This window comes from uncultured Aggregatibacter sp., from assembly GCF_901873365.1.
Classification (GTDB): Bacteria; Pseudomonadota; Gammaproteobacteria; order Enterobacterales; family Pasteurellaceae; genus Aggregatibacter.
Genome location: NZ_CABFLM010000055.1, coordinates 1 through 19,542 on the forward strand (window position 1 = coordinate 1; position 19,542 = coordinate 19,542).

A 19,542-nucleotide genomic window follows, 5' to 3' on the forward strand; every position below is an offset into this window, starting at 1 on the left:
GTTAAATAATCGCCCTATATGTTGAATTTCGGTTGTCAGTCTTGTTCATTATATAGCGAGGATTTTTTTCTGTTCATCGCTTAAGCTATTTGGCTCCATACGCATAGTGTATGGTTTTTATAGCCAGACTTTGGCTGGTTATAATAAAGGCACATTTTAGAAATCAAATGTGCCTTATTGTGATTGGATTAGAATGTGATATTAAGGTTTGTCCAGAAACGACGACCATCTTCTACCGTCCAGCTTCCGCCGTTGGTATCCACGCGTTCACCAATTTCATTACCAATATTTAATACCGCAAAGTTAAGAGAGACATTTGGATTAACCTTATAGGTTGTGCCCAAATCCACCGTAGTATATCCGCCGCGAGTACGGTAGGCATTTCGGTTGTCGCCATTACGCGGATTTGCCCAAATTTGTTTGCCTTTATAAGCCACGCGAGTATAGGCGCTTAAGCGATCATTTACGATCCAATTTAGTTTTCCGCTAGCGGAATGCTTAGGTGTGTTATCCAATGGCAATCCTCTTAAACTTACGCCTGAAGCTGAAATGTCTTCATCCGATTTACGTTTTGAATGCTGGTATGTATAAGACAAATCTACGTTCCAGTGTTCGTCAAACGGAATATGGGAACTCACTTCAACGCCTTTAATATTGGCGCGACCGACATTGCTGTATTTATAAAGTTTTGCGCCGGTAAGCGGATCCGGATTGCCGGTGTAATGGCTGGTCAGTTTGTTTTTAAACTCTGTATTAAACAAGGTTACTGTGGCATTGGCACCGCTATCGTGATTGTAAACAACACTCACTTCTTCATTGACGCTGGTTTCAGGTTTTAAGTTTGGATTACCGTAAATGACACCGGCGCCCGCTTCTGTCGCAGTAACATAGCTTTCGCTTAATTCACGAATACTTGGCGCACGGAAAGCCTTAGCAATTCCTCCTTTTACACTGAAGTTATCATCAATATGGTAAACCGCATAGGCTCTTGGGTTCCAATGCGTACCAAACTTCTGGTGATGATCCAAGCGTGTTCCTAGGGTTAATAGGAATTTATCGGTGAAATTAATTTCATCTTCAAGGAAAAATGCATACTGGTGAACGTTATTTTTCGTATTTTTATAAACAGGCACTGAGCGTGTTTGCGTTTTTCCATTCACTGTTCTTGTCATTCGATTGACTTTGGTAACGGAATCGTCTTCCAATTTGGCATTTTGATGCTGACCACCAAATACGAAGAAATGGTTTGCCACAGGTAACATGAATTTCGCATCAAATACGGTGTTTGTGATTTCCGGTTTACGAGAGTCCACCACACCATTTGTGCTTACTTCACGTTTGGCTTTTTCTTGATATAAGCTCAATTCGGAAGTCATCACATCCCAATCGGCTTGATGGGTTAAAGACCAGTGATTTCTGATGGCGTGCGTAGCTCCCGGTTGGTTCTGTGCAACACTGGCACCACGAGTTGTGGTTAACGCTAAGGATTTTCCCGGTGTTTCTTGTTTTTCGAGTAAGTGGCGACCGCCTTCTAAGATAAAGGTTTGTTTATCTGTCGGAGTAAAGGAAAGTTTAGCATTGATATTTCGGTTTTTATTACGATTAGAACCGCCGATGATATTATCTTCAGGGTGATAGTCTGCTCCGCCGTAAACTTGCAGCCCTAGCTTATCTTGAACTAATGGACCCGAAACAAAGAAATTACCATGATGCCCGTTACCAAAAGTGCTTTTATCATGTGCGGTAAAGCCGACAGAAGCAGATCCTGTCCATTCTTTGGTAACATTTTTGGTAATAATGTTGACAACGCCGCCCATCGCGTCAGAACCATACAGAGATGACATTGGCCCACGTACCACTTCAATGCGCTCAATTGCATTTACCGGCGGAATAAATGCACCTTCAAAACCGCCGTTACCATTTGGGCGGGATTCACGGGTATTTTGACGACGACCATCAACCATGATTAATGTGTAATCAGCCGGTAAACCACGGATAGAAATATCTGATTTATTTACATTACTCCCACTGACATTTACGCCCGGAATATCTTGTAACGCTTCTTCCAAACGATTGGATGGATGTTGTTTAAGCTGTTCTTTATTCACAATGCTGATGCTGGCAGGCGCATCTTTTAAATCTTGGGAGGTGCCGGCGGCGGTGACAACGATAGGTGCTAATGCCTCAGCGTTTGTTTCCTCTGCGAATGTTTGAGTCGAGAAAACAGAAAAAAGAGCTAAACTAATAGGAGAAAGTTTAATGCATGATTTCATAAAGATCCTTTTTTATATTAAGAATGATTCTTCTTCATGATACAAAAAAATCTTGACCTTTTGAAGTGCGCGATATTTCAGTTGAATTATTTTTTTGATGAAGTATTATTTGCGCCCTGCAATTTTTGCAGAATCACATATTCACTGGGTTCCCTAACCCCAATTTAAACTAAAAAGGTAACACAAAATGACACAGGCATTTTCGATCTTCAACGATCGCCAAAAACGTCGAGCGCTTGTTCTGCTCAGTTTCTTTCATATTTTTATCATTGCTGCCAGCAACTACTTAGTCCAAATTCCTTTTGAAATTCATGTGCCATTAACCCTGTTTGGTGCACAGGAAGATTTCATGTTTCACAGCACATGGGGATCACTCACGTTCCCATTTATCTTCTTAGCAACCGATTTGACCGTGCGGGTATTTGGTGCAAAAGAAGCGCGTTGGATTATTTTTATTGTCATGATTCCTGCGTTAATTATCAGTTATTTAGTTTCTACACTCTTTTCAGAAAGCCAATATCAAGGATTCTCTGCGTTAAGTGAATTTAACGTCTTCGTCTTTCGTATTGCGGTAGCCAGTTTCTGTGCTTATGTCTTTGGGCAGTTGCTGGATGTTGTGGTCTTTAACCGACTCCGTCAACTGAAAACGTGGTGGATTGCACCGACTAGCTCCATGGTATTCGGCTCGATGGCAGATACTTATTTGTTCTTCGCCATTGCCTTCTATGCCAGCAGCGATCCATTTATGGCGGAACACTGGGTCGAAATCGGTTTTGTCGATTATTTATTCAAACTCTTTATTGGTGTTCTATTATTCGTACCGGCCTATGGCATTGTTCTCAATATGATTTTACGCAAAATGCAATCGTTGATAGATGCAATGGGTAGCAATGAGGATGCGCTTAATACAAAAAAGACCATCTCTTGCGCCTCTGATCAGTGCTAATTACTTTGCCGAGCGATGTTCTTGTATTGCCATCTCTTGTTTTGCAGTGGGAACTTTTTATAGCTAACTGAGGAATTAGTTGTTATAATTTCGCGCCTTATCAACAAGATTCCTTATTTTACGTTATTACGATGGATTAAATTTATGGCATTAGACATAGAAAAAAAGAAACATACGCCTGAGGCTCCTGAAGAAAAGTCTAAAGGATTAAATACTTTTTTATGGTTGTTGACAGTTGTGATCATTGCTGCAACAGCTTTCGGTAATATTTATTTCGAAGATCAATATTCCACGCCGATCCGTGTTGTTGCTGTTGTTGTATTGCTACTGATTGCTTTAGGGATAGCTGCAATGACTAACCAAGGACGAAAAGCCCTTGGTTTCTTCCAAGATGCTCGCACTGAATTACGTCGCATTGTTTGGCCAAGCCGCCCGGAAGCAACGCAGACCACTTTTATTGTTGTGGGTGTAACTGTGTTTGTGTCTTTAATCCTTTGGGGCTTGGATTCAATCATCGTTAGCATCATTACCTTCTTAACTGACTGGAGATTCTAAAATGACCGAAACCGCAAGTAAAAAACGTTGGTATGTGTTACAGGCCTTCTCCGGTTTTGAAGCGCGTGTTGCGACCACATTGCGTGAATACATCAAACTTCACAATATGGAAGATCAATTCGGTGAAGTGTTAGTGCCGACAGAAGAAGTCGTTGAAAATGTCGCCGGTAAACGTCGCAAAAGTGAACGTAAATATTTCCCGGGCTATGTGTTAGTACAAATGGAAATGAACGATGATACTTGGCACTTGGTGCGTAGCGTGCCACGTGTGATGGGTTTCATTGGTGGTACACCGGATAAACCGGCACCAATTAGCAATCGCGAAGCGGATATTATTCTAAATCGCTTAGAGCAAAATAGCGATAAACCAAAACCAAGAACGACTTTCCAACCGGGCGAGGAAGTCCGCGTCACCGAAGGACCATTTATGGATTTCAACGGTACAGTCGAAGAAATCGACTACGAAAAAGGCCGCTTGAAAGTCTCTGTATCTATCTTTGGCCGTGCGACACCGGTTGAGCTTGAATTTGGTCAAGTGGAAAAGAATAGCTAGTTAAAAATGTTCAAAAATTTGACCGCACTTTAAATCAACTAGGATAAAGTGCGGTGACTTTCTCAAGTATTTTACTTGAAAAACCGGTTGCCTTTGATTAGAATGCAACCCTTTTTATCAACAGGGGAGCTAGTAATAGCGTTATTACCCATTTAGAGGAAACTAAAATGGCAAAAAAAGTCCAAGCCTACGTTAAGTTGCAAGTTGCAGCAGGTATGGCAAACCCATCACCACCAGTTGGTCCGGCATTAGGTCAACAAGGTGTGAACATCATGGAATTCTGTAAAGCATTCAACGCTCGTACTGAAAGCTTAGAAAAAGGTTTACCAATTCCGGTTGTTATTACTGTCTATGCAGACCGTTCATTTACGTTCGTTACAAAAACCCCACCGGCAGCAGTTTTATTGAAAAAAGCAGCAGGTATCAAATCTGGTTCTGGTAAACCAAACAAAGATAAAGTGGGTAAAGTCACTTTAGATCAAGTTCGTCAAATCGCTGAAACGAAAGCAGCGGATATGACTGGTGCGACTATTGAAACCAAAATGAAATCAATTGCTGGTACTGCTCGCTCAATGGGCTTAGTGGTGGAGGAATAATACGATGGCTAAATTGACTAAAAAAATGAAAGCAATCAAAGCTGGCGTAGATTCTACTAAAGCATATGAAATCAACGAAGCTATCGCGTTATTAAAACAATTCGCAACAGCTAAATTCGTTGAAAGTGTTGATGTTGCAGTAAACTTGGGTATCGACCCTCGTAAATCTGACCAAAACGTACGTGGTGCAACTGTATTACCACACGGTACTGGTCGTGAAGTTCGTGTTGCTGTGTTCACCCAAGGTGCAAACGCAGAAGCAGCTAAAGCAGCAGGTGCTGATTTAGTCGGTATGGAAGACTTAGCAGAGCAAGTTAAGAAAGGCGAAATGAACTTTGATGTTGTTATCGCTTCTCCTGATGCAATGCGTGTTGTTGGTCAATTAGGTCAAGTATTAGGTCCACGTGGTTTAATGCCAAACCCGAAAGTGGGTACTGTGACACCAAACGTTGCGGATGCTGTTAAAAATGCGAAATCCGGTCAGGTTCGCTACCGTAATGATAAAAACGGTATCATTCACACCACTATCGGTAAAGCAAACTTCTCTGAAGCGCAATTAAAAGAAAACCTTCAAGCGTTGTTAGCCGCTTTAACTAAAGCAAAACCTGCAACTTCTAAAGGTATCTTCATTAAGAAAGTCAGTCTTTCTACGACAATGGGTGCCGGTGTAGCTATCGATCAAGCTTCACTGTAATCCGTAGAAATACGATGAAATATGACCGCACTTTTGTGAGTGCGGTTATTTTTTCCGGTGTTTATCATTGTTGAGTGGTGATTTTTTGTCATCAAGCATTTACAAACGATATTTCGACCGTTATAATCTTTGACCTTTTTAGACCGTAGTTTATTTGCGGTTTAGTATTTCTGGTTGGTGCTTGACCTCATTCAAGCCCCGTCCAAGACCGTAGGGGAGCAATCTTAATTATCCTACGTAGATGGTGAACAGAATAAGAATTTTCTTGCTTCTGTGCACCGAATTCATCCTAATAGTCGTTTTATTAGGTATTTAAATTCCGAGCAATCGGAGTGTATTCAGGAGCTAACAGCCAATGGCATTAAATCTTCAAGACAAACAAGCAATTGTTGCCGAAGTAAATGAAGCAGCCAAAGGTGCCCTTTCTGCTGTGATCGCGGATTCCCGTGGTGTAACAGTAGACAAAATGACCGAATTGCGTAAATCTGCACGCGAAGCCGGTGTTTCTATGCGCGTTGTTCGTAATACTTTATTACGTCGTGCGGTAGAAGGTACTGAATTCGAATGTTTGAAAGACACATTCACCGGTCCAACACTTATCGCATTCTCTACTGAACATCCAGGTGCTGCAGCACGTTTGTTCAAAGAATTTGCAAAAGCAAACGATAAGTTTGAACTTAAAGGTGCAGCCTTTGAAGGTAAGATCCAAGATGTTGAATTCTTAGCAACATTACCGACTTACGACGAAGCAATTGCACGTTTAATGGGCACAATGAAAGAAGCTGCGGCAGGCAAACTTGTTCGCACTCTTGCGGCATTACGCGACAAATTACAAGAAGCGGCTTAATCAAGCGTTTCTTCATCCAATTAACTTTATTTACTTTAGGAATTGATTGTTATGTCATTAACTAACGAACAAATCATTGAAGCGATTGCTTCTAAATCTGTAACTGAAATCGTTGAATTAATCACAGCGATGGAAGAAAAATTCGGTGTTTCAGCAGCGGCAGCAGTAGCAGCAGCGCCAGCAGGTGGTGCAGCAGCGGCAGCAGAAGAAAAAACTGAATTCGACGTAGTTCTTGCTGAAGCGGGTGCTAACAAAGTAGCAGTAATCAAAGCAGTACGTGGTGCAACCGGTTTAGGCTTGAAAGAAGCTAAAGACTTAGTTGAATCTGCACCTGCTGTATTGAAAGAAGGCATCGCTAAAGCAGAAGCAGAAGCACTTAAGAAAGAATTAGAAGAAGCTGGCGCGAAAGTAGAAATCAAATAATTTTGATTTTATTTTGTCCTGTTTCTCAGGCTAAATGGCTGGTGGGTGACCATCAGCCATTTTGTGCTATCAAAAACAGAAGTAAATTTGCCGTTTAATTACTTTTGTTTCCTCAGATTAAATTCAGCATTTTAATTTGAGTCACCCACTCAAGAAGTAAGGTTCATAGTGCGGTCATCTAAAACGGTATCTAATATGTTATCACCAATTTTTGCCCAAATTATTGTGTGTTGATTGTGGGTCACTGAACAGCAAACAGAGGAACCCTATGGTTTACTCCTATACCGAGAAAAAACGAATTCGTAAAGACTTCGGCAAACGTCCGCAAGTTTTAAATATTCCTTATTTATTAACAATCCAGCTTGATTCTTTTGAGAAATTTATTCAACGAGATCCGGATGGTCAGCAAGGCTTAGAGGCCGCTTTCCGTTCAGTATTCCCTATTGTCAGTACCAATGGAAATACCGAATTACAATATGTTAGCTATCAATTAGGCGAGCCGGTATTTGATGTGCGTGAATGTCAAATCCGTGGCACCACCTATGCAGCACCATTACGCGTGAAATTACGCTTAGTAAGTTATGACAAAGACGCTGCACCGGGTACGATCAAAGATATTAAAGAACAAGAAGTTTACATGGGGGAAATCCCCTTAATGACCGATAACGGTACTTTTGTGATTAACGGTACTGAACGTGTTATCGTGTCTCAATTACACCGTAGTCCGGGTGTATTCTTTGATAGTGACAAAGGTAAAACGCACTCTTCAGGTAAAGTGCTATATAACGCACGTATTATTCCTTACCGTGGTTCATGGTTGGATTTTGAATTTGATCCAAAAGATAACTTATATGCGCGTATTGACCGTCGTCGTAAATTACCGGCAACCATTATCTTGCGTGCGCTAGGTTACACCACTGAACAAATCCTAGATCTTTTCTTTGATAAAGTTGTCTTCGAAATTAAAGATAATAAATTACTGATGAATCTAATGCCTGAACGTTTACGTGGTGAAACGGCAGCATTTGATATTGAAGCTAATGGCAAAGTGTATGTTGAACGTGGTCGTCGCATCACTGCACGTCATATTAAAACTTTAGAAAAAGACAACGTTAGCCAAGTTGAAGTGCCGACTGAGTATATTGTTGGCAAAGTTGCAGCAAAAGATTATGTGGATCTTGAAACCGGTGAATTGGTTTGCCCTGCCAATATGGAGCTTTCCCTTGAGTTATTGGCTAAATTGGCACAAGCCGGTTATACACAAATTGAGACTTTGTTTACGAATGATCTTGATTATGGTCCGTATATTTCCGAAACCTTACGTGTTGACCCTTCTTATGACCGTTTGAGTGCGCTAGTCGAAATCTATCGCATGATGCGTCCAGGCGAGCCACCGACAAAAGAAGCGGCTGAAGCGTTATTTGATAATTTATTCTTCTCTTCCGACCGTTATGATTTATCTGCGGTAGGCCGTATGAAATTCAACCGCTCTTTAGGCATTGAAGAAACTACCGGTAGTGGCACATTAAGTAACGAAGATATCGTTAATGTCATGAAGAAATTGATCGAAATTCGTAACGGTCGTGGTGAAGTGGATGATATCGACCACTTGGGTAACCGTCGTATTCGTTCAGTGGGTGAAATGGCAGAAAACCAATTCCGTATTGGCTTAGTGCGTGTTGAGCGCGCGGTGAAAGAGCGCTTGTCTTTAGGTGACCTGGAAGCGGTTACACCACAAGATTTAATTAATGCGAAACCGATTTCTGCTGCAGTGAAAGAATTCTTTGGTTCATCTCAATTATCCCAATTTATGGACCAAAACAACCCGTTATCAGAAGTCACACACAAACGTCGTATTTCTGCATTAGGTCCGGGCGGTTTAACTCGTGAACGTGCCGGCTTTGAAGTGCGTGACGTACATGCTACCCACTATGGTCGTGTGTGTCCGATTGAAACCCCTGAAGGTCCGAACATCGGTTTGATTAACTCGCTTTCCGTTTATGCACGTACCAACGACTACGGTTTCTTAGAAACACCATATCGTAAAGTCGTCAATGGCCAAGTGACTGAAGAAATCGAATACCTTTCTGCGATTGAAGAAGGTAAATACGTTATTGCACAGGCGAACTCAAATCTTGATGATGAGTTCCGCTTTACCGATGCGTTTGTTACCTGTCGTGGTGAACATGGTGAATCAGGTCTTTATAAACCTGAAGAAATTCACTATATGGACGTTTCTACCCAGCAAGTGGTTTCTGTGGCGGCAGCTTTGATTCCGTTCTTAGAGCATGACGATGCGAACCGTGCCTTGATGGGTGCGAACATGCAACGTCAAGCGGTTCCAACCTTGCGTGCAGACAAACCGTTAGTCGGTACCGGTATTGAGAAAGCGGTAGCGCTTGACTCCGGTGTTGCGGTTGTTGCAAAACGCGGTGGTACGATTCAATACGTGGACGCTTCCCGTATTGTGGTGAAAGTCAATGAAGACGAAACCGTTGCGGGCGAAGCCGGTATTGATATTTATAACTTAATCAAATATACCCGTTCTAACCAAAATACCTGTATCAACCAAATTCCTTGTGTGGAATTAGGTGAGCCGGTTGAGCGTGGTGAAATTTTGGCGGATGGTCCTTCTACCGATTTAGGTGAGTTGGCGCTCGGTCAAAATATTCGTGTAGCGTTCATGCCGTGGAACGGTTATAACTTCGAAGACTCCATGTTAGTTTCCGAACGTGTGGTACAACAAGATCGTTTCACTACCATTCACATTCAAGAGCTTTCTTGCGTGGCACGTGATACCAAATTAGGTGCAGAAGAAATTACTGCAGATATTCCTAACGTTGGTGAAGCTGCATTAAGCAAATTGGATGAATCCGGTATCGTGTATATCGGTGCAGAAGTGAAGGGCGGCGATATTCTGGTCGGTAAAGTGACACCAAAAGGTGAAACTCAATTAACCCCGGAAGAAAAATTATTACGCGCGATCTTCGGTGAAAAAGCATCTGATGTGAAAGACTCTTCTTTACGCGTACCAAACAGCGTTTCCGGTACCGTTATTGACGTACAAGTGTTTACCCGTGATGGCGTAGAAAAAGACAAACGTGCGTTAGAAATCGAAGAAATGCAATTAAAACAAGCGAAAAAAGACTTGAGCGAAGAGTTTGAGATCTTGGAAGCCGGCTTGTTTATGCGTGTCCGCAACCTATTGTTATCCGGTGGTTTCGATGCGAAATCCTTAGATAAATTAGACCGCACTAAATGGTTGGAACAAACCTTAGATAATGAGGAAAAACAACACCAATTAGAGCAGTTAGCGGAACAACACGAAGAATTACGCAAAGAATTTGAACGTAAATTAGAAGTTCAACGCAACAAGATTATCCAAGGTGACGATTTAGCACCGGGCGTGTTGAAAGTCGTTAAAGTGTACTTAGCGGTGAAACGTCAAATTCAACCGGGTGATAAAATGGCGGGTCGTCATGGTAACAAAGGGGTTATCTCAAAAATTAACCCTGTGGAAGACATGCCATACGATGAAAACGGTCAACCTGTTGAAATCGTATTGAACCCGCTGGGCGTTCCGTCCCGTATGAATATCGGTCAAATCTTAGAAACTCACTTAGGTTTGGCGGCAAAAGGTATCGGTGATCAAATTAACGCGATGATTAAACAGCAACAATCTATCGCGAAATTGCGTGAATACATGCAGAAAGCCTATGACCTTGGTGGCGGTTCACAAAAAGTGGATCTCAGCACCTTTACTGATGAAGAAGTGATGCGTTTAGCACAAAACTTGCGTAAAGGTTTGCCGATTGCGACACCGGTATTTGATGGTGCCCATGAAAAAGAAATTAAAGGCTTATTAGAGCTTGGTGGTTTACCGACTTCCGGTCAAATTACCCTTTATGATGGTCGCACAGGTGAGAAATTCGAGCGTCCGGTAACGGTAGGTTACATGTATATGCTCAAATTGAACCACTTGGTTGATGACAAAATGCACGCGCGTTCAACCGGTTCTTATAGTCTTGTTACTCAACAACCGTTGGGTGGTAAGGCGCAATTCGGTGGTCAACGTTTCGGTGAGATGGAGGTATGGGCACTTGAAGCTTATGGTGCGGCTTATACCTTACAAGAAATGTTAACTGTGAAATCTGATGATGTGAACGGTCGTACGAAGATGTATAAAAACATCGTCAGCGGCAACCAACAAATGGATCCGGGCACACCGGAATCTTTCAACGTAATTATGAAAGAAATCCGTTCACTTGGTATCAACATCGACTTGGACGAAGAATAAGTCAGGGTATTGACCCCTATTGAGCCCAAGTGCGGTCGATTTTAAAAACGTTTTGAAAAACGACCGCACTTGAATAAGTTTAACTCCGACAGGAGCAAATCTGTGAAAGACTTAGTTAAGTTTTTAAAAGCACAATCAAAAACCGCTGAAGATTTTGATGTGATTAAAATCGGTTTAGCCTCACCTGACATGATCCGTTCTTGGTCATATGGTGAAGTTAAAAAACCTGAAACAATCAACTATCGTACCTTTAAACCGGAACGTGACGGTCTTTTCTGTGCCCGTATCTTCGGACCGGTAAAAGATTACGAATGTTTGTGCGGTAAGTACAAACGCTTAAAACACCGCGGTGTGATTTGTGAAAAATGTGGTGTAGAAGTCACGCAAACTAAAGTTCGTCGTGAACGTATGGGGCACATTGAATTGGCCTCACCGGTGGCGCACATTTGGTTTTTAAAATCCCTGCCGTCCCGTATCGGTTTATTGTTAGACATGCCGTTGCGTGATATTGAACGCGTACTGTATTTTGAATCTTACATTGTGATCGAACCGGGTATGACCGATCTTGAGCGCGGTCAGTTGTTAACCGAAGAACAATATCTTGATGCCGAAGACCGTTGGCAAGATGAATTCGAAGCCAAAATGGGGGCGGAAGCCATTCAAGCCTTATTGCGCGGTATCGATTTGGAAGCGGAATGCGAAAATTTACGCGAAGAATTACAAGAAACTAATTCCGAAACCAAACGTAAGAAAATCACTAAACGCTTAAAATTATTAGAAGCTTTCTTACAATCCGGCAATAAACCGGAATGGATGGTGATGACCGTATTACCGGTGCTTCCACCGGATTTACGTCCGTTAGTGCCGTTAGATGGCGGTCGTTTTGCGACTTCTGACTTGAATGATTTATATCGTCGTGTCATCAACCGTAACAACCGTTTAAAACGTTTATTGGATTTAATCGCACCGGATATTATCGTGCGTAACGAAAAACGGATGTTACAAGAATCTGTTGATGCGTTGTTAGATAACGGTCGCCGCGGTCGTGCTATTACCGGTTCTAACCGTCGTCCGTTAAAATCATTAGCAGATATGATTAAAGGTAAACAAGGTCGTTTCCGTCAAAACTTGTTGGGTAAACGTGTTGACTACTCCGGTCGTTCCGTAATCACCGTAGGTCCATACTTGCACTTACATCAATGCGGTTTACCGAAGAAAATGGCGTTGGAATTATTCCGTCCGTTTATCTATGCAAAATTAGAAAGCCGTGGTTATGCAACGACGATTAAAGCTGCGAAGAAAATGGTGGAGCGTGAAGATGCGATTGTTTGGGATATCTTGGCTGAAGTCATTCGCGAACATCCGATTCTGTTGAACCGTGCGCCAACATTGCACCGTTTGGGTATTCAAGCGTTTGAACCGATCTTAATCGAAGGTAAAGCGATTCAATTACACCCACTTGTTTGTGCGGCGTTCAACGCGGACTTCGACGGTGACCAAATGGCGGTACACGTACCGTTAACCTTGGAAGCGCAATTAGAAGCGCGTGCGTTAATGATGTCCACCAACAACATTCTTTCTCCTGCAAACGGTGATCCGATTATCGTTCCATCACAAGACGTGGTGTTGGGTCTTTACTACATGACCCGCGAAAAAGTGAACGGTAAAGGTGAAGGCATGTTATTGCAAGACCCACGTGAAGCAGAAAAAGCCTATCGTACCGGTCAAGCAGAATTGCATTCTCGTGTGAAAGTCCGTATTACCGAATATGTGAAAAATGAAGCCGGTGAGTTTGAATCAAAAACCACATTAACAGATACCACTATCGGTCGTGCCATTTTATGGATGATCGCGCCAAAAGGAATGCCGTTTAGCTTGTTTAACCAAACCCTTGGCAAAAAGGCGATTTCTAAGTTAATTAACGAAAGCTATCGTCGTTTAGGTTTGAAAGCCAGTGTGATGTTTGCTGACCAAATCATGTACACCGGTTTTGCTTATGCGGCACGTTCCGGTTCTTCCGTTGGTATTGACGATATGGTGATTCCGGCGAAGAAATACGAAATTATTTCTGCCGCGGAAGAAGAAGTGGCTGAAATTCAGGAACAATTCCAATCCGGTCTTGTGACTGCAGGTGAACGCTATAACAAAGTGATCGATATTTGGGCTGCTGCCAACGAACGTGTGGCGAAAGCCATGATGGAAAACTTATCGACGGAAGAAGTCATTAACCGTGAAGGTAAACCGGAAAAACAAGCGTCTTTCAACAGCATCTTTATGATGGCAGATTCTGGTGCACGTGGTTCTGCAGCACAGATTCGTCAGTTAGCCGGTATGCGTGGTTTGATGGCACGTCCTGATGGTTCCATTATCGAAACGCCAATTACCGCGAACTTCCGTGAAGGTTTGAACGTTTTACAATACTTTATTTCTACCCACGGTGCGCGTAAAGGTTTGGCGGATACCGCGTTGAAAACAGCGAACTCCGGTTACTTAACTCGTCGTTTGGTTGACGTCGCACAAGACCTCGTTATCGTAGAAGATGACTGTGGTACACACGAAGGTATCGTGATGACCCCGTTAATTGAGGGTGGCGATGAAAAAGTGCCTCTACGCGAACAAGTTTTAGGTCGTGTTGCGGCAGAAGACATCTTAAAACCGGGTACAGAAGAAGTATTAATTCCACGCAATACCTTATTAGATGAAAAATTGTGTGATGTATTAGACGAAAATTCTGTGGACAGCGTGAAAGTCCGTTCTGTTGTAACCTGTAATACCGACTTTGGTGTGTGTGCGAAATGTTACGGTCGTGACTTAGCGCGCGGTCACTTGATTAACCAAGGTGAAGCTGTAGGGGTTATTGCGGCACAATCTATCGGTGAGCCGGGAACACAGTTAACCATGCGTACGTTCCACATCGGTGGTGCGGCATCTGCAGCAGCCAAAGAGTCTAGCGTACAAGTGAAAAACAACGGGACATTGCGTTTAGCCAATGCGAAATTCGTTACGAATAACGAAGGCAAATTGGTATTAACGTCTCGTAATACCGAATTAACCGTTGTGGATACTTTCGGTCGTACTAAAGAGCACTATAAAGTGCCTTACGGCGCGATTCTAAACAAAGGCGATCACCAAGAGGTAAATGCCGGTGAAACCATCGCCAACTGGGATCCGCATACTATGCCGGTTATCTCTGAAGTGAGTGGTTTTGTGAAATTTGTGGATATCGTGGACGGCTTAACCGTCACCCGTCAAACCGATGAATTAACCGGTCTTTCTTCTATCGTAGTGCAAGATGTGGGGGAACGTGCAACCGCTGGTAAAGACTTACGTCCGGCAATCAAACTGGTAGATGACAAAGGCAACGATGTTGTTGTTCCGGGTACTGACGTAGTGGCGCAATACTTCTTACCAAGTAAAGCTATCGTGACATTAGATGACGGCGCAGAAGTGCATATTGGTGATCCGTTAGCACGTATTCCGCAAGAATCCGTGGGAACGAAAGATATTACCGGTGGTCTTCCACGCGTGGCAGACTTGTTTGAAGCGCGTAAACCGAAAGAGCCTGCGATTTTGGCGGAAATCTCCGGTATCGTGTCCTTCGGTAAAGAAACCAAAGGTAAACGCCGCTTGTTGATTACGCCGGCAGAAGGTGAAGTGTACGAAGAAATGATTCCAAAATGGCGTCAATTGAACGTATTCGAAGGTGAAATGGTTGAACGCGGTGATTTAATCTCCGATGGTGCGGAAACGCCACATGACATCTTACGTTTACGCGGTGTACACGCTGTAACCGAATATATCGTGAATGAAGTCCAAGAAGTTTACCGCTTACAAGGGGTAAAAATTAACGATAAACACATCGAAGTGATCGTGCGCCAAATGTTGCGTAAAGCGATTGTTACCAAAGCTTACGACTCCGAATTCCTTGAAGGGGAACAAGTGGAAGTAGCCCGCGTGAAAATCGTTAACCGTAAACGTGAAGCGGAAGGCAAACCGCCGGTGGAATTTGAACGCGAATTATTGGGTATTACCAAAGCGTCCTTAGCCACCGAGTCCTTCATCTCTGCGGCCTCCTTCCAAGAAACCACTCGTGTGTTAACGGAAGCAGCCGTGGCAGGTAAACGCGATGAATTGCGCGGCTTGAAAGAAAACGTCATCGTAGGTCGTTTGATTCCGGCAGGTACCGGTTTTGCGTATCACCAAAATCGTCATAAAAACGCGTCAGTTATCGCAGATGAAGAGGTGCCGGTAAGACTATCGGCGATGGATGAAGAAGAGATTGCTTCTGAATTCGTCATGACCTCTGAGGATGCCGAAGCCAGTTTAGCTGAAATGTTAAATATGGTAGAAGAAGACGATCACGCAGAATAATATTTCTGCAAGAAGAAACCCGAGCGAAGTCTCGGGTTTTTTTATGGGGATCATTCGCTAAATGAACAAATACCTTTTATAATGACCGCACTTTTTTCTTCTCGGAACCACAAAGTGCGGTAGAAAATGAACGTGTTTTCTGCGTATTGCAACAGGTGTTAAAAATGAAACTAATTGAGCCTGACAAGCAGGGCTTTTGGCTCTTTACGCAAGCGTCATCAATTCATTGGGTGGATGGCAAACTTCCTTTTGGTCGTGCCGATGAGTTAGGATTAACCGGACTTCACGCTATGCGTATTGGCGAGTGGGCAGGACAACCACTGTATTTAGTGGAATCCCAAACGGATGATGGGCGTGCGTATTTTTCCTTGCGTGATCAGCTATCATTGCCGTTGGAACAATTTAATTTGCTCAGCCGTGGTGTGGAGCTCAATCATTTTTACCAAACGCATCAATTTTGCGGCAAGTGCGGTGGAAAAACGGAACAAATGTCGGATGAATGGGCAGTACAATGCCAAGCTTGCGGCTTTCGGACTTATCCTGTCATTTGCCCATCAATTATTGTTGCCGTTCGGCGTGGTTCACAAATTTTGTTAGCAAATCATCGTCGCCATAATGGCGGTATGTACACAACGCTGGCAGGCTTTGTGGAAGTGGGGGAAACCTTTGAGGAAGCCGTGCGGCGAGAAGTTTACGAAGAAACCCATATTCATGTGCAAAATTTGCGTTACTTTGGTAGCCAACCTTGGGCATTTCCCAATTCGCAAATGGTCGGGTTTTTAGCCGATTACGCCGGCGGTGAGATTCAAATTCAGCCGGAAGAAATTCATGACGCGCAATGGTTTGCTTATGACCAGCCGTTGCCTGAGCTGCCACCCCATGGCACGATTGCGCGCAAACTTATTGAAGCGACACTGGCATTGTGTCAACAACATCATAATAACGAGAGATTTTATGACCACATTAAAAAATGACCGCTATTTAAGAGCCCTTTTACGTCAACCTGTGGATATGACGCCGATTTGGATGATGCGCCAAGCCGGGCGGTATTTGCCGGAATACAAAGCCACTCGTGCGCAAGCCGGTGATTTTATGTCCTTATGTCGTAATGCGGATTTGGCTTGTGAGGTGACATTACAACCGTTGCGCCGTTATGCTTTGGATGCCGCGATTTTATTTTCCGATATTTTAACGATTCCCGATGCCATGGGGCTCGGCTTAAGCTTTGGCGCCGGTGAGGGCCCGAAATTTGAACGGGTTATTGACAGCAAAAGTGCGGTGGAAAATTTACCTATTCCGGATCCGGAACAAGAACTGCAATATGTGATGAATGCGGTGCGCACAATTCGTCGTGAACTCAATGGTGAAGTGCCACTTATCGGCTTTTCCGGGAGCCCGTGGACATTGGCTACTTATATGGTGGAAGGCGGTTCTTCTAAAGCCTTTACGAAAATTAAAAAAATGCTGTATAGCGAACCGCACTTATTGCACGCCTTGTTAGATAAACTGGCAGACAGCGTGATTCTTTACTTAAATGCGCAAATTAAAGCCGGCGCGCAGGCGGTTATGGTGTTTGATACGTGGGGCGGCGTGTTGGCGCATCGTGAGTATCCCGAGTTTTCTTTACGTTATATGCACAAAATCGTGGATGGTTTGATTCGTGAACATGAAGGACGTCGTGTGCCGGTCACCTTATTTACCAAAGGTGGCGGCTTATGGTTAGAAGCCATTGCCGATACCGGTTGTGATGCCGTGGGCTTGGATTGGACGGTGGATATTGCGGAGGCACGTCGCCGTGTTGGGCATAAAGTGGCATTGCAAGGCAACATGGATCCGAGCGTGCTTTATGCGCCAGCCGACCGAATTGAAGACGAAGTGCGGTCAATTTTAGCGGCGTTTGGTGAAGGGAGCGGCCATGTATTTAATCTTGGGCATGGCATTCATCAGGATGTGCCGGAAGAAAGCCCGAAAGTGTTGGTGGATGCCGTACATCAGCTCTCTAAATCTTATCATCGCTAAAGTGCGGAGAAAAAATGATGCGAAATCCGATTCAGAAACGTTTAGAAAATCTCGCTACTTGGCAGCATTTAACTTTTATGGCGTGCTTGTGTGAGCGAATGTATCCCAACTACCATTTATTCTGCCAAATCACAGAACAACCACAAAACGCCAAGGTGTATCACAATATTTTGAATTTGGTGTGGGAATATTTAACGGTTAAAGAGGCCAACATTAATTTTGAAAGTCAGTTAGAAAAACTGGAAAACATTATTCCCGATGTGAATGACTATGATTTTTACGGTGTTGTGCCGGCATTAGATGCTTGTGAAGGGTTGGCGGAAGTGTTGCATACCATCATTGCCGGCGCGTCATTGGAGCAAGCGGTAAAAGTCAGCCAACTGTCATTGGGAACGGTAGCGGGTTATTTAGAAACGGAATATGATCGCACCTTATCCGAGGTGGAACTGAAGGAATCGGATTTAATCCAGCAAGAATTAGATGTGCAATGGCAACTGTATCGCGCGTTAAAAGAGGCGGAAAGGCATGATGTTGAACTGATTTCTGATTTAAAAAATGCGTTGCGTGAAGAGGCGGTTTCGAATATTTGTATAAAAATAGAACAGTAATGTGATATTTTCCACAAAAATCATAATTCATGCTTTGCTTTCGGTGCAACTTAGATTAAGCTTTGCCTGCACTGATTATAGTGAGCTCAGTTTATTGAATGAGTAATGATAATATTATTTATTTCACCACTGTAAATTTAAAAAAATAGAAGGTACTAATCTATGAACAAAACAGATTTAATTGATGCTATTGCAAGCGCAGCCGAATTAAATAAAAAACAAGCTAAAGCTGCTTTAGAAGCAACTTTAGATGCAATCACTGAAAGCTTAAAAAAAGGTGATGCCGTACAATTAATCGGTTTCGGCACATTTAAAATCAATGAGCGTAAAGCGCGTACCGGTCGTAACCCACAAACCGGTGCAGAAATTAAAATTGCGGCTTCTAAAGTGCCAGCATTCGTTTCTGGTAAAGCATTAAAAGATGCTGTTAAATAATTAGTTCTGATATTTAATCTTCAAACCCTGTTTCTAGTAAACAGGGTTTTTTGTTGCCTATCTTTTTATTTACATCCTTTCTAAATGGCTATAAACTTTCGAATCGAAATTTAAACGGAACTATTTGGGTTTGGAAATGACTAAACGACACATTCAGCCTCGCAATACCCAACAACGTCGTCACGGCATCATGCAATTATTGCTGGAGCGTGGAGAGGTGAGCGTTGATCAGCTTGTTCAGTTGTTTGATACTTCGGAAGTCACGATTCGTAAAGACTTAACGGTGTTAGAAAATAACGGTTTCTTAGTGCGTCGTTACGGTGGCGCGATCTTGATGCCGCAAGAACTTATTGAGGACGAACAGGAAGATTTTCTTTCGGAACGAAAGTTGTCCATTGCTAAACGGGCAGCTGAACGTATTTTAGATCACAACCGTATTATTATTGATAGTGGCACCACCACGGCGGCGTTGATTAAACAGTTGAACAACAAGCAAGGGTTGGTGGTGATGACCAATTCTATGTATGTAGCGAACGAGCTGCGTTCCCTCGAAAATGAGCCAACGTTGTTAATGACCGGTGGCACATGGGATAAGGCATCTGAGTCTTTTCAAGGCAAAGTGGCGGAGCAAGTATTACGTTCTTATAACTTTGACCAGCTGTTTATCGGTGCCGATGGAATTGATTTTGATCGTGGAACGACCACATTCAACGAATTGGTTGGCTTAAGCCAAGTGATGGCGGATGTGGCGCGCGAAGTGATTGTGATGGTGGAATCTCAAAAGATTGGGCGAAAGATGCCTAACGTTGAATTGGTGTGGCAACAAATTGATGTATTGATTACCGATAATTTGTTGTCGGAAGACAGTAAAAAACGCATTGAAGCCCATGGTGTGGACGTCATCTGCGCTTAAAAGTGCGGTTAT

At 43.1% G+C, this 19,542-nt stretch carries 15 protein-coding genes; 14 read left to right on the forward strand and 1 reads right to left on the reverse strand.

The window, feature by feature from the left end; translation table 11 throughout:
* Positions 1-188: 188 nt before the first annotated feature.
* The gene (locus QZ106_RS03995; RefSeq protein WP_295974539.1) at positions 189-2,273 is read right to left on the reverse strand and encodes a TonB-dependent receptor; all 2,085 of its coding nucleotides are present in this window, start codon (positions 2,271-2,273) and stop codon (positions 189-191) included.
* A 187-nt stretch (positions 2,274-2,460) separates the two neighbouring features.
* Between QZ106_RS03995 and QZ106_RS04000 the strand changes: the two genes are divergently transcribed.
* The 14 genes from QZ106_RS04000 to QZ106_RS04065 all read left to right on the forward strand — a co-directional run bounded on the left by QZ106_RS04000 (position 2,461) and on the right by QZ106_RS04065 (position 19,530).
* Entirely contained in the window at positions 2,461-3,219 is a 759-nt protein-coding gene (locus tag QZ106_RS04000) for a 7-cyano-7-deazaguanine/7-aminomethyl-7-deazaguanine transporter (RefSeq protein WP_295974542.1), read from the forward strand.
* Between the two features lie 144 nt (positions 3,220-3,363).
* Complete coding sequence (secE, locus tag QZ106_RS04005) at positions 3,364-3,774, forward strand: preprotein translocase subunit SecE (protein ID WP_295974544.1); 411 nt, start codon at positions 3,364-3,366, stop codon at positions 3,772-3,774.
* A gap of 1 nt (position 3,775) precedes the next feature.
* Entirely contained in the window at positions 3,776-4,327 is a 552-nt protein-coding gene (nusG, locus tag QZ106_RS04010) for a transcription termination/antitermination protein NusG (protein WP_209363700.1), read from the forward strand.
* A gap of 167 nt (positions 4,328-4,494) precedes the next feature.
* Positions 4,495-4,923 (forward strand): 50S ribosomal protein L11, encoded by a 429-nt coding sequence (gene rplK / locus QZ106_RS04015; protein WP_005630840.1) that lies wholly within the window; start codon positions 4,495-4,497, stop codon positions 4,921-4,923.
* 4 nt (positions 4,924-4,927) lie between these two features.
* Positions 4,928-5,617: a 50S ribosomal protein L1 gene (rplA, locus tag QZ106_RS04020; protein ID WP_290521274.1), complete on the forward strand. Its 690-nt coding sequence runs from the start codon at positions 4,928-4,930 to the stop codon at positions 5,615-5,617.
* Positions 5,618-5,972: 355 nt separating this feature from the next.
* Positions 5,973-6,464, forward strand: a complete 492-nt coding sequence (gene rplJ, locus QZ106_RS04025; RefSeq protein ID WP_021616062.1) for a 50S ribosomal protein L10 — start codon at positions 5,973-5,975, stop codon at positions 6,462-6,464.
* A 51-nt stretch (positions 6,465-6,515) separates the two neighbouring features.
* On the forward strand, positions 6,516-6,887 hold the full coding sequence (gene rplL, locus QZ106_RS04030) for a 50S ribosomal protein L7/L12 (protein WP_005702046.1): 372 nt from the start codon (positions 6,516-6,518) through the stop codon (positions 6,885-6,887).
* 268 nt (positions 6,888-7,155) lie between these two features.
* Entirely contained in the window at positions 7,156-11,184 is a 4,029-nt protein-coding gene (gene rpoB, locus QZ106_RS04035) for a DNA-directed RNA polymerase subunit beta (protein WP_295974577.1), read from the forward strand.
* A gap of 102 nt (positions 11,185-11,286) precedes the next feature.
* On the forward strand, positions 11,287-15,555 hold the full coding sequence (gene rpoC / locus QZ106_RS04040) for a DNA-directed RNA polymerase subunit beta' (RefSeq protein WP_209363695.1): 4,269 nt from the start codon (positions 11,287-11,289) through the stop codon (positions 15,553-15,555).
* A 164-nt stretch (positions 15,556-15,719) separates the two neighbouring features.
* On the forward strand, positions 15,720-16,529 hold the full coding sequence (nudC, locus tag QZ106_RS04045; protein WP_295974582.1) for an NAD(+) diphosphatase: 810 nt from the start codon (positions 15,720-15,722) through the stop codon (positions 16,527-16,529).
* Positions 16,510-17,574 carry a uroporphyrinogen decarboxylase gene (gene hemE / locus QZ106_RS04050; RefSeq protein ID WP_295974585.1) on the forward strand — a complete coding sequence of 355 codons (1,065 nt, stop codon included), beginning with the start codon at positions 16,510-16,512 and terminating at the stop codon, positions 17,572-17,574. The genes nudC and hemE overlap by 20 nt, the downstream gene beginning before the upstream one ends.
* Positions 17,575-17,591: 17 nt before the next feature.
* The gene (locus QZ106_RS04055; RefSeq protein WP_295974605.1) at positions 17,592-18,182 is read left to right on the forward strand and encodes a DUF416 family protein; all 591 of its coding nucleotides are present in this window, start codon (positions 17,592-17,594) and stop codon (positions 18,180-18,182) included.
* Positions 18,183-18,344: 162 nt separating this feature from the next.
* A complete protein-coding gene (locus QZ106_RS04060; protein ID WP_209363688.1) occupies positions 18,345-18,617 on the forward strand; it encodes an HU family DNA-binding protein in 273 nt (90 codons plus the stop codon).
* Between the two features lie 136 nt (positions 18,618-18,753).
* Entirely contained in the window at positions 18,754-19,530 is a 777-nt protein-coding gene (locus tag QZ106_RS04065; RefSeq protein ID WP_295974588.1) for a DeoR/GlpR family DNA-binding transcription regulator, read from the forward strand.
* Positions 19,531-19,542: the final 12 nt, after the last annotated feature.